The organism is Bacillus thuringiensis (genome assembly GCF_001455345.1).
In the GTDB taxonomy this organism is placed as follows: domain Bacteria; phylum Bacillota; class Bacilli; order Bacillales; family Bacillaceae_G; genus Bacillus_A; species Bacillus_A thuringiensis_N.
Genome location: NZ_CP013274.1, coordinates 3,270,347 through 3,282,235, shown reverse-complemented (window position 1 = coordinate 3,282,235; position 11,889 = coordinate 3,270,347). Strand labels below are relative to the sequence as shown.

Sequence of the window (11,889 nt, the reverse complement as noted above, 5' to 3'; positions counted from 1 at the left end):
ATAACTCATTAACGTTTAAAAAATGGAGGGAATAGATCATGAAGTTTTTTATTGATACTGCAAATCTTGAGGACATAAAAAAAGCATATAAACTTGGGGTTTTAGCTGGTGTTACAACGAACCCGTCTTTAGTAGCAAAAGAGGGCGTTAAGTTTGAAGACCGTATCGCAGAAATTTGTCAGGCAGTGCCTAAAGTCGAATCTGTTTCGGCAGAAGTAACGCCAGATGCTGTTACAGCTGAAGAAATGATTGCTCAAGCAGAAGAATTAATTAAAATTAACGGTGGCGATAAAAACGTCACGATAAAACTTCCGATGACGTTAGCAGGATTAGAAGCTTGTCGCTATCTTACTGAAAAAGGTGTGAAAACGAACGTTACACTTATCTTCACGGTGAACCAAGCTCTTTTAGCGGCTCGAGCAGGTGCAACGTATGTTTCTCCATTTTTAGGACGTTTAGATGATATTTCTGAAGATGGTGTACTATTAGTTGCAAAAATTGCAGAACTATTCGATATTCATCAATTAGATACACAAATTATTGCAGCTTCTGTCAGACACCCAGATCATGTAACTCGTGTAGCGTTGGCAGGTGCTCACATTGCAACAATTCCTTATAAAGTGATTGAGCAACTTGCTATGCATCCATTAACAGATCAAGGTATTGAAAAGTTTGCTGCAGATTGGGCGAAAGCACCTAAATTATAATATATGAAAGTGAAGGAGGCTTTCCGAAAATTGCTTTTTATGAGAGGACAGATCTTAAGTAACTTCATCGTTTAACTTGGATCCCGAGTTTGGAGTCTTACTACGTGAAAACAGCAAGAGAAGAAAGTGTCATTCACTTTCGAAGAAGGAAAAGTTGCTCACGTGAAGCGTTTATCACAATAACATTATAATTATGAAAGAGAAATCCCCTTATCAGGGAGAGTAGGTAACATGTATCTCTGATAAGGGAGATTCTTTTTGTATAAATTATTATTTTGTGAAGATGATTTGTATATCGATATATAAATTCTTACTCATGAAAGAACTATATAGGTTCTCTTAATTGTATAGCATTTTTGAAAGGGTTTACATAAAGGGGTGGAATTGAGTATGAATATGTATCTTTTAATTATTACATTATTATCGATTGTAATTGTTATTTTAGGGGTGTCGTGGTGGAGATGGCATGCGTTTATTAGTTTAACGATTGCAAGTTTGTTTTTAGCAATTATGTCTGGAATGCCTATGGATAAAATAGTGAGTGCTTATGAAACGGGAGTCGGAAGTGTTCTCGGGCATTTAGTAGGTATTTTAGTTTTAGGTACAATTTTAGGGGAAATGATGGCAGAGTCAGGTGCTGGAATGCAGGTGGCAGAGTTCTTTATTAAATCCTTTGGAATAAAAAACTTACCATGGGCGATGTTAATTGCAGGTTTTATTATTGGAATCCCGGTGTTTTTTGAAGTAGGCATTTTAATATTACTGCCGTTAGTAATTTCAATTCATAAAACAACGAAACAAAATATTCTATTGATTGCGTTACCAGCAATTGCTGGGCTATCTGTCGTACACGGCCTTGTTCCACCGCATCCAGGGGCAATTGTTGCAATTGGTATTTATAAAGCGAACCTTGGGAAGGTACTATTGTATTCACTCATTATTACATTTTTTGCAGCGATTATTGCTGGTCCTATATTCGCTAAATGGATTCACAAACGTGTAATTCCTGAAAATGAGCCAGAATTGATTCGTGTAAATACAAAATCAACGAAATTACCAGGAATAGGAGTTTCATTTTTAGTTATTTTGTTACCTGTTCTGTTAATGGTTTTAGCTGCAGCAGCTCCTTATGTGCCTCTTTCTACTACTTTGATGAAGATTGTCACATTAATCGGTAGTCCTATCATTGCGCTATTGATTGCATGTTTTGCAGCGTTTTATTTTCTTGGATTTCGTCAAGGTATCGATAAAAAGGCTATTAAGAAGGTAACAGAAGATAGCTTATTACCAATCGGTTCAATTGTTGCGATTATTGGTGCTGGTGGCGGATTTAAGCAAATTCTTATCGATAGTGGTGTAGGTAATGCTATTGCTCAAATGTCTGAGCATTTAGCGCTATCTCCAATAGTATTAGCATTTATGGTAGCTGGATTAATCAGAATTGCGACAGGATCAGCGACAGTCGCCTTAACAACAGCAGCTGGTATCGTTTCGCCAATCGTTGAAAATACGACAGGTGTGAATTTAGAATTACTCGTCATTGCAACAGGTGCAGGAGCACTTATGTTTTCACACGTAAACGATGCTGGTTTTTGGATGGTAAAAGAATACCTAGGGTTAACAGTGAAAGAAACATTTAAAACATGGACAGTATTAGAAACATTACTTTCATTTATCGCTTTTGGAGGAGTTTTATTACTCGATATGTTTGTTTAAAATAAGGATACTTTTATATGAATTTAGAAAGACAACTTTAGCACACAACGTTATGAATAGATAAAATAAATGTATTTTTATGGTTTTTATATTATTAGGATACTATAGGGATTTTTGTTAGGAGGAAGAAAAGGTGAGTTCAAAATATATGATTGGTGTAGATATTGGGACAACTAGTACAAAATCAGTTCTGTTTTCAATTGATGGATCTGTTATTGCAAGTCATGGAATTGAATATCCTTTATATTCTCCCACGCCAGAAACAGCAGAACAAGACCCAGAAGAAATTTTTCGTGCGGTAATAAATACGATTAAAGAAACTGTACAGTCAAGTGGTGTACAGCCGAATGATATTCTTTGTGTCTCCTTTAGTTCAGCAATGCATAGTATCATTGCTGTAGATGAAAAGGGAAAACCGTTAACGAGATGTATTACTTGGGCAGATAATAGAAGTGCAAGCTGGGCAGAGAAAATAAAGAATGATATGAATGGTCATGAAATTTATTTACGTACTGGGACACCAATTCATCCTATGTCACCACTTTCGAAATTAGTTTGGCTACAGAATGAGCAGGCAGAATTGTTCGCAAAAAGTTATAAATTTATTTCTATTAAAGAGTATGTTTTTTATAAGTTATATAAAGAGTATGTAATTGATTATTCTATAGCATCAGCAACAGGAATGTTCAATTTGAAATCTTTAAAATGGGATGAGGAAGCTCTTCGTGTTGCAGGGATTTCAGATGATAAGCTTTCTAAACTTGTTCCAACAACGCACAGTTTAACAGGATTAGATGAAGAGCTTGCCAAAGAGATGAATGTACTTGTTTCTACGCCTTTTGTAGTAGGAGCGAGTGACGGAGTACTATCAAACTTAGGTGTAAATGCAATAGATCCTGGGGTTGTTGCTGTGACAATTGGTACAAGCGGTGCGATACGTGCTGTAACAAATCGTCCTGTAACAGATCCAAAAGGTAGAATCTTTTGTTACGCTCTAACTGAAGACCATTGGGTAATCGGTGGACCAGTTAATAACGGTGGTATGATTTTTAGGTGGGCTCGTGATCAATTAGGCACTTCAGAGATTGAACTTGCGAAGCGTTTAGGAAAAGATCCATATGAAGTGCTTACTGAAATAGCAGCAAAAGTGAATCCGGGATCTGACGGTTTATTATTTCATCCGTATTTAGCGGGGGAAAGAGCTCCTTTATGGAATGCAAATGCACGAGGATCTTTTTTTGGACTTGGATTGCATCATAAGAAAGAACATCTTATCCGTGCTGTTTTGGAAGGGGTAATTTATAATTTATATACCGTTCTTCTCGCTTTAAAAGAACTAATTGGTGAACCGAAAAAAATTCAAGCGACAGGCGGTTTTGCAAGATCGGAACTTTGGAGACAGATGATGGCGGATATTTTTCATCAAGACGTATATGTTCCGGAAAGTTTTGAAAGCTCTTGCTTAGGAGCTGCAATCCTCGGTTTATATAGTTTAGGTGAAATAGATACGTTGCATGTAGTTTCTGAAATGGTAGGTGCGAATTTCCACCATGAGCCAAACATGGAAAGTGTGGAAAAATATAAAGATTTAACACCAATCTATATTCGTCTGTCACGTCAATTGGAAGAAGAATATGAAAGTATAGCAGCGTACCAAAAAAAGTGGGTTTAAAAGCTATTTAGCAGAGAAATATGGTAACGTATAAAGAGGTACTCCAATTTTTTTAGGATACTCTTTCAACATAAAATATTTTTAAAAGTACGATGTATGAAAAATATAGGGAGAGAGGGTTATGAAAATGAAGGATAACAAAGAGTTTATTGGATATGTTGGAACATACACGAAAGAAAATAGTGAAGGAATATATAAGTTTACTTTAGATACGGAAGCAAAGAAAATTAGTAATGTAGCACTTGCGGCAAAGCTGGATAACCCTACATATGTAACGATTAATCGAAATAATAAATATCTCTATTCCGTTGTTAAGGAAGGCGAATCTGGCGGTGTAGCTGCTTATTCAATTGATAGTAAAACAGGGGAGCTAAAGGAAGAAAATAGACAAGTAGTAGAAGGGGCTTCTCCTTGTCATATTAGTGTTGATAGTGGAAATCATGCAGTAGTTACAGCGAATTATCATAAAGGAACGATTGAGTCTTTTGAAGTAAATGAAGAAGATGGAACTGTAAATCCTGCCGCATCTATTATGGCACATGAAGGCTCAGGTCCGAATAAAGAAAGACAAGAAAAACCACATGCACATTATGCGGGATATACGCCTGATGAAAAGTATGTAGTTGGCGTTGATTTAGGGATAGATAAATTAATTACGTATGAAATAAAAGATAGTGTATTAAAAGAAGTGAATAGCTTGTCTGTAAATCCAGGAAGTGGTCCGAGACATATTACTTTTCATCCAAATGGAAAGTATTCGTATGTGATGACGGAGCTTAGTTCGGAAGTCATTACGTTAACATATAATCCGGAAGAAGGGGCTTTTACAGAGTTACAGTATATTTCTACCATTCCTGAAGCGTTTGGTGAAAATAATCAAGGAAGTGCGATTCATATTTCTTCTGACGGTAGTTTTGTATATGCAGGTAATCGTGGTCATAATAGTATTGCTGTTTTCAGTGTGGATCAAAACTCAGGTGAGCTTACATTTGTGGAACACACATCTACAGAAGGAAACTGGCCAAGAGACTTTGTATTAGATCCTACTGAAAAGTTTCTTGTTGCTACAAATGAAAAGTCACATAATCTAGTACTATTTTCAAGAGATGAATCTACAGGTAAGTTAACACTTTTACAATCTGATGTTGCTGTGCCAGAACCTGTTTGTGTGAAGTTTTTAAATATTTAAGTTGCGTTGAAGCTGAATGGGTATAGAGATGTCGTTATTTGTCAGTAAGTCGATATCCTTTGTCGAAACGTCGATATATTGAAAAAATCGTTGATATATTTGAAGTTGTGTTCGATATATTTGAAAAATCGTTGATATAATTTCAGCTGTCTAAAAAAGCAAAGCGATATCGCTTTGCTTTTTACTATTTCTTTTTCGGTCTACGTACTAACTCGCCGCCGCAGTTTGGGCAAACGTTTTGTCTTTCTTCTGTACACGGTGCACAAAATGTACATTCATACACGCAAATGTATGCTTCAGAATCTTGCTCCAGCGATTGATCGCAAATTTGACAGTTTGTTTTCATTTGTAGTGCCATAGTAACTCTCCTTTTAGTTTGAATATTTATAATTTAATTATAATTCAATGGGCAGAGTTAGTCCTTTTCAATTGAAAGGAAATAGAATGATAAAGTTATGATTTGAAATGAAAGGCGCTCGTTTATTTTTAAATTGATTATTTCATGCAGTTAGAATATTATGAAATAGTCAAAAGACAACAGGGGGTATACGTTTTGACTAATCATAACGATCATTTAAAAGCAAACTGTGAAAAATGCTTCGGTTTATGTTGCGTGGCGTTACCGTTCGCAGCATCGGTAGATTTTGCGGTGAATAAAGATGGTGGGAAGCCATGTTCTAATTTACAGTCAGATTATAAATGTAGCATACATAAAGATCTTAGAGGAAAAGGTTATAAAGGTTGTACAGTATTTGAATGTTTCGGCGCTGGACAGAAGATTTCTCAAGTGACATTTAACGGGATTGATTGGCGGAAAGATGCTAAGCATGCGAGGAAAATGTATGATGCTTTTCCAGTTATGCATCAACTTCATGAAATGCTTTGGTATTTAAATGAGGCTATTTTATTGAAGGCGACACAATCGATTCATAAAGAATTAAGTAAAGCGATTGAAGAGACAGAGCGACTTTCAAATTTAAATGCGGACGAGTTAATGAAAGTAAATATTCCATTACATCGTGCAGAAGTAAATACTTTACTTTTAGAAACGAGTGAGCTAGTTTGGAAGGAAATGAATGCTGCGCGTAAGAAACGAATCATTCACCGCGGAGCAGACCTTATGGGAGCAAATCTGAAAAAGAAAGATTTACAAGGGGCGAATTTAAGAGGAGCTTACTTAATTGCGGCTAACTTAAATGGTGCAGACTTAAGAGGAGCAGATCTCATCGGAGCAGATTTGCGAGATGCAGATATTCGCGGGACTGATTTTACAAATAGTATTTTTCTGACGCAAGTTCAAGTTAATGCGGCGAGAGGGGACAAACATACGAAATTGCCGGAAATGTTGTCTCGTCCATCGCATTGGGGTGCGTAGAGAGTGTATAAAAACAGGCAGAGACTAAGAATCTCTGCCTGTTTTGTTATTTCTTCTCAAAAGTAGTAATAAAAACACTACATATAATAAGAATACCGCCAATAAAAAAGTTACTACTCAAGGTTTCGTTTAATAGAAACCAACCGAGCAACGAACCCACGATAGGTTGGAAGAAGAAAAATAACGAACCGATGCTAGCGTCCATTAATTCTAATCCTTTATTCCAAAGGAAAAAGGCACCTGCCGTTGAGACGATTCCTAAATAAAGTACGCCTAATACTACATATAGGTTCATATGTTCAATAGGGTTTGATTGAAATTCCCATATCATAAAAGGTGTAATAAAAAAGAGTGAAAAGAAAATAGCGTACGTTGTAATTACTAAAGATGAAAATTGAGCTGAAGCAATCTTTACATAAATAGATAGTAAAGCCCACGTAATAGCTGCTCCAACTAATATGATTGTACCGATAAAATAGGAGCCAATTTCAATATCCCATCCGATTACGATAATGACACCGATTGTCGCTATGATGGTAGATAAGAATCTACGAGCGGTTAGTTTTTCTTTTAAAATGATCGCTGCAAATATAACCATAAATGCAGGTGTAGCTGATGTTACTAAAGATCCTGTATGAGCGTCGGATAATTTTGTTCCGATAAATTGACAAGTGATCGAAATGAAATATCCGATAAATCCAATCCAAGCGAATAATAGCCAATCTTTTTTACGAATGGTTACTTTTTTCTTTTGCTTTTTCTCAGCTATTTTTAAAATCATATACAAAACAACAAAAGCAATGATAAAGCGTAGCCAAACGAGTGTTAGTGGTGGGATAAAGTCGAGTACATATTTGCTAACAACGTACATACCGCCCCATATACTAGCTGCTAGTGATAAACATATAGCTCCTAAAATTGTTTGTTTCATGTAAAGTACCTCCATCTATTTTTAGGGTATGATGAGTTCCCTAAGACGAGGCATAGTGCACGTGTTATAAGAATGCCCGCCTTAGTTTATAGACGGCCTACAGGTTGATCGTTTTCAAATGAAGTGTTGTAGTACATGCGTGCATTCCTCCTTCATAATTTTATAATGATATTATAACTTAATTTTCAGTTTATTAGGGTGTTTCTTTAGAAAATGGAAATGGTGTTTGTGTAAGAAAGCATAGTATATGGTAGAAAAACATATTTTTTAAATAAAAGAAACCAATTACATAATTGATAAGTATATTAAGAGTAGGATGAAAAAGTAGATTAATAGAGAAAGTGGAGGAGATTGTTATAACTACAACCGTTATTTCGCATTTTTACAATGAAGAGTATTTATTACCGTGGTGGCTTGCTCATCATACGAAACTGTTTGATCATGGCATTTTAATTAATAAAGGCTCAACAGATCGTTCGGTTGAAATTTGTAAAAAATTCGCGCCACACTGGGAAGTACGAGATTCTGTAAATCCAGAGTTTGATGCATATGCGACAGATCATGAAGTGATGAGGGTAGAACAAGAAGTACAAGGATGGAAAATGATTTTAAATACGACTGAGTTTCTTTGTGTGCAAGATAAAAATCAGTTTTGGAAGTCACTAAATGAATTGGGAGGGAGGATGTATTGGCTGGAAGGGCTTATTATGGTAGATGACCCTAACTACAGTTATCCGGACCTTAACTTTGGACTACCTTTAATGAAACAGCGATTTCACGGTTATTTACCAGAAGATTGGCCGTTGTGGAGAAGAGGTAGATTTATTCATAATCATGAACACGGAAGTTATACGGTTGGAAGACATTTATCCGCGCATGAATCGATGATTTATCCGCCTCTTGCTTGTATATTATGGTTTGGGTTTAGTCCGTGGAACGATGCGATGAGAAAAAGAAAGTTACAAATTGGTCCGACTCTTTCTGAAGCTAGTAAGCATGGAGGAATGGGTACGCATCATATTATTACGCCGGAAAGATTAGAAGAATGGTATAAGGAATTAGCGAGAGGAACGAAGGATTTACGTTTTAGTGATGCATATCGTTATGTTTTTGTATAAATGATTCCCACCATAAAATTGTTTCTTCGATTCCTGTATTCAGATCGTATGTTGGTTTCCAGTTTACTTCAGTTTTTAAACGTTCTACATTAACCCCGACGAATAAAGGTTCATCTTTAGAGAAAGGGATTGCACCTAGTTTAATTAAATGTTCTTTTCCTATCTTTTTAGCGATGATAGAAGCTAATTCTTTAATTTGTACAGATTGACCAGAAGCAATGTTGATTGTGCCTGTAACGCCATGTTCTAATACTGTTACGAGAGCGTCAGCGACGTCGCTCACATGGAGGAAATCTCTTGATTGTTTTCCATGTGTACATAGTGCTTCCTCATTTTTTAATAAAGAAGTGATAATGTTAGAAACGAGCCGATTCCCTTGTTCGTGAGGGCCATATAGATGAAAAATGCGGCCCCAACACATGCTGAGGCCTGTTTGCTCGGCGTACGTTTGTAGCCAGGAGTGTAGTGCATTTTTACATAATGAATACGGGGTTTTATAGGAAAGGAGCGGTGAATCTTCAAATAATACGCCGTTAAACCATTCATATTCTGCGCCAGTACCTGCAACGACGACTCGCTTTCCACCGCATGTTGTGAAGTGCTGGATCAATGAGATACTGGATGTAAGCCAATAGTAATTATTAATGGATACGTAGCATGCTGGCGGCACTGCTTCCCAAGCTAAATGAATGAGATGACTAGGTTTCATGTCGTAAATGAGTTTTTTTACTTCTTCATCGCAAAGTAAGTTTACTTTATGCCAATGGCAAGAAAGGTGAGAAGGCTTATTTGTATTGTAAGTGGCGTGCACTTCATAGCCCTTTTGAATAAGAGAATGTACAACATATTTACCAATCCATCCGCTACCGCCTGTTACAAGAATTTTTTTCATGGCTCAATTACCTCAACTTCTGGTATTGTTACTAAAAATTTACCGCCCCATTCACGAATGAAAGAGCATTCTTTCATAATTTCATCTTTCAAATTCCAAGGAAGTATAAGAATGTAATCAGGTTTTGTACGTTTTATTTCTTCTGGAGATTTTATTGGAATACGGGTTCCTGGTAGAAGGAGATTTTGTTTGTGAGGGTTTTTATCTACTGTATAAGCTAGAAATTCTTTTCCTATCCCGCAATAATTTAAAAGGGTGTTTCCTTTAGCTGGCGCACCGTAACCGATAATTTGTTTGTTTAAAGCTTTCGCTTCGATAAAAAACTGTAAAATACTTATCTTTAATTGTTCGATTCGTTTAGAAAAAAGGAGATAACAATCTAATGTATCTAGCCCGTAATCTATTTCTTTTTGGATTAATTTTGTAACATTGGAATGGATAGTGGATGAGGCATTATGATGGTTTATAAAAATACGCAAGGAACCACCGTGCGTTGAGAGTTCTTCTACATCGACAATTTGTAAATGATGATGAGCTAAAATTTTTTGAAGGCTTATAAGTGAGAAATAGGAGAAGTGCTCATGGTAGATCGTATCAAACTGTTTAAATGAGATGAGGTTTAATAAATGCGGGAATTCAATTGTTATCGTCCCATCTTGTTTTAATAACGTTTTTAAACCCGCCACAAAATCATGTAAGTTTGGAACATGTGCTAATACGTTATTAGCGATGATTAAATCTGCTTGCGGTAATTTTGTTGCTAAGTCATTGCTGAAAAAATTCACTTCGGTAGGAATCCCTTTTTCGATAGCGATTTCTGCTACATTTTTTGCTGGTTCAATTCCTAACGTTTCGATATGTTCTTTTTGAAAGTATTGTAATAAGTACCCGTCGTTACTCGCAATTTCAACCACCTTTGAATGTTTCTTTAAGTGGAAGCGCTTAATCGCCATTTCTACATATTTTTTAGCATGCAGTAGCCAGCTTGATGAGTAAGAGCTAAAGTATAAATAGTCATGAAAAATATTGTGCGGAGATTCAAATTCATCTAATTGTACAAGTAAACAAGAGTGACAAACAAATGTGTGCAGCGGATAAAAAGGTTCCATTTTATATGAGTTTTCTGGAGCGACAAATGAGTTGGCGAGAGGAGAAACACCTAAATCTAAAAAAGTGTTTGTGAGTAATGAGTGGCAAAAACGGCATTTTTTCTGTTCCATTTTATAGCCCCCTTATAAATTTTTGAATGCATCGATTTGTTGCCGCGTGAAAGATTCTATATTTTCACCGAATGCATATTTTTTGTACCAATCAACAGTCCAAGTGATAGAATGATCTGTTGATAACTTAGGTGTCCAACCGAGTTTATTTACTGCCTTTGTACTGTCGAGTGTTAAAATAGGTGATTCATAAGGAGTGTTTGTAGGAGGGGAAAGGATTGTTAATGGTTTATTCCATAATTTTATTATAGATTGAATGACGTCATGAACTGTTCGGTTAGGTTCGTTCAGCGGACCGAAATTCCACGCTTCTGCATATGCAGCGTCTGTCCAAAGTTTTTCAGCTAAAAGGATATAGCCATGTAAAGGATCTAATACGTGTTGCCACGGGCGAATAGCGTTTTTGTTTCTAATAGTTAATGTACCATCTTTTAAATATGCACGAATGACATCTGGGAATAATCGGTCTTCTGCCCAATCACCACCGCCGATGACGTTACCTGCTCTTACTGAGGCGAGTTTCTGTGTATTAGTGCGGAAGAATGATTTTTGATAGGATGTTGCCACTAGTTCAGCGCAAGCTTTACTAGCACTATAAGGGTCGAAACCTCCTAGCCGGTCACTTTCCACAAATGCTTGGTTACCGCTCCCGTCATTTTCATAACATTTATCACTTGTAACATTAATGATGCCACGTATACTGTCTATATGTTTTGCAGCCTCTAATACGTGAACGGTGCCTAAAACATTCGTTTTAAATGTTTCGATAGGATTTTTATATGAAGTGGTGACGATTGGCTGGGCTGCTAAATGAAATAGTATGTCAGGATTATGTTGTTTTAGGGCGTGGAATACAGAATCGTAATCTGTAATGTCGCCATGAATTGTTATGCACTCTTTTGCTACGTTCACTTGTTCAAAAAGGTTAGGAATAGATGGGGGATGAGAAGAAAAGCCAACTACTTCTGCACCTAAAGAAGTTAAGAAAAGGGTGAGCCAGGAGCCTTTAAATCCAGTATGTCCCGTAATAAATACTTTTTTCCTATTCCAAAAAGATGATGAAGCCATA

Annotated in this window: 11 protein-coding genes; 6 read left to right on the top strand and 5 right to left on the bottom strand. The window is 36.4% G+C overall.

Annotated features, from left to right (window positions below; genetic code table 11):
* The first annotated feature begins 38 nt into the window (after positions 1 to 38).
* The 4 genes from fsa (at position 39) to ATN06_RS17050 (ending at position 5,284) form a co-directional block, all read left to right on the top strand.
* Positions 39 to 707, top strand: coding sequence for a fructose-6-phosphate aldolase (gene fsa, locus ATN06_RS17065; RefSeq protein WP_060631636.1), 669 nt, complete (start codon positions 39 to 41; stop codon positions 705 to 707).
* A gap of 390 nt (positions 708 to 1,097) precedes the next feature.
* Positions 1,098 to 2,423: a gluconate permease GntP gene (gntP, locus tag ATN06_RS17060; protein ID WP_060631635.1), complete on the top strand. Its 1,326-nt coding sequence runs from the start codon at positions 1,098 to 1,100 to the stop codon at positions 2,421 to 2,423.
* A 148-nt stretch (positions 2,424 to 2,571) separates the two neighbouring features.
* Positions 2,572 to 4,095 (top strand): gluconokinase, encoded by a 1,524-nt coding sequence (gntK, locus tag ATN06_RS17055; protein WP_060633161.1) that lies wholly within the window; start codon positions 2,572 to 2,574, stop codon positions 4,093 to 4,095.
* A 127-nt stretch (positions 4,096 to 4,222) separates the two neighbouring features.
* The gene (locus tag ATN06_RS17050; protein WP_140350451.1) at positions 4,223 to 5,284 is read left to right on the top strand and encodes a lactonase family protein; all 1,062 of its coding nucleotides are present in this window, start codon (positions 4,223 to 4,225) and stop codon (positions 5,282 to 5,284) included.
* A gap of 184 nt (positions 5,285 to 5,468) precedes the next feature.
* Here the strand turns inward: ATN06_RS17050 and ATN06_RS17045 are convergent, their stop codons facing one another.
* The gene (locus ATN06_RS17045) at positions 5,469 to 5,642 is read right to left on the bottom strand and encodes a DUF1272 domain-containing protein (protein ID WP_060631633.1); all 174 of its coding nucleotides are present in this window, start codon (positions 5,640 to 5,642) and stop codon (positions 5,469 to 5,471) included.
* Between the two features lie 195 nt (positions 5,643 to 5,837).
* Here ATN06_RS17045 and ATN06_RS17040 point away from each other — a divergent pair, with 195 nt between their 5' ends.
* Positions 5,838 to 6,659 (top strand): pentapeptide repeat-containing protein, encoded by an 822-nt coding sequence (locus ATN06_RS17040; protein WP_060631632.1) that lies wholly within the window; start codon positions 5,838 to 5,840, stop codon positions 6,657 to 6,659.
* 46 nt (positions 6,660 to 6,705) lie between these two features.
* Here ATN06_RS17040 and ATN06_RS17035 read toward each other — a convergent pair whose 3' ends face one another.
* A complete protein-coding gene (locus ATN06_RS17035; protein ID WP_060631631.1) occupies positions 6,706 to 7,590 on the bottom strand; it encodes a DMT family transporter in 885 nt (294 codons plus the stop codon).
* Between the two features lie 341 nt (positions 7,591 to 7,931).
* On the opposite strand from ATN06_RS17035, the gene ATN06_RS17030 reads away from it, so the two are divergent.
* On the top strand, positions 7,932 to 8,708 hold the full coding sequence (locus tag ATN06_RS17030) for a glycosyltransferase family 2 protein (RefSeq protein ID WP_060631630.1): 777 nt from the start codon (positions 7,932 to 7,934) through the stop codon (positions 8,706 to 8,708).
* On the opposite strand, the gene ATN06_RS17025 is transcribed toward ATN06_RS17030, so the two are convergent.
* From ATN06_RS17025 to rfbG, 3 genes are read right to left on the bottom strand one after another with little or no spacing between them, the layout of a single operon-like run.
* A complete protein-coding gene (locus ATN06_RS17025) occupies positions 8,677 to 9,600 on the bottom strand; it encodes an NAD-dependent epimerase/dehydratase family protein (protein WP_060631629.1) in 924 nt (307 codons plus the stop codon). The genes ATN06_RS17030 and ATN06_RS17025 overlap by 32 nt on opposite strands.
* Positions 9,597 to 10,820: a class I SAM-dependent methyltransferase gene (locus ATN06_RS17020; protein ID WP_060631628.1), complete on the bottom strand. Its 1,224-nt coding sequence runs from the start codon at positions 10,818 to 10,820 to the stop codon at positions 9,597 to 9,599. The genes ATN06_RS17025 and ATN06_RS17020 overlap by 4 nt, the downstream gene beginning before the upstream one ends.
* Positions 10,821 to 10,832: 12 nt before the next feature.
* Entirely contained in the window at positions 10,833 to 11,888 is a 1,056-nt protein-coding gene (gene rfbG, locus ATN06_RS17015; protein ID WP_060631627.1) for a CDP-glucose 4,6-dehydratase, read from the bottom strand.
* Between the last annotated feature and the right edge of the window lies 1 nt (position 11,889).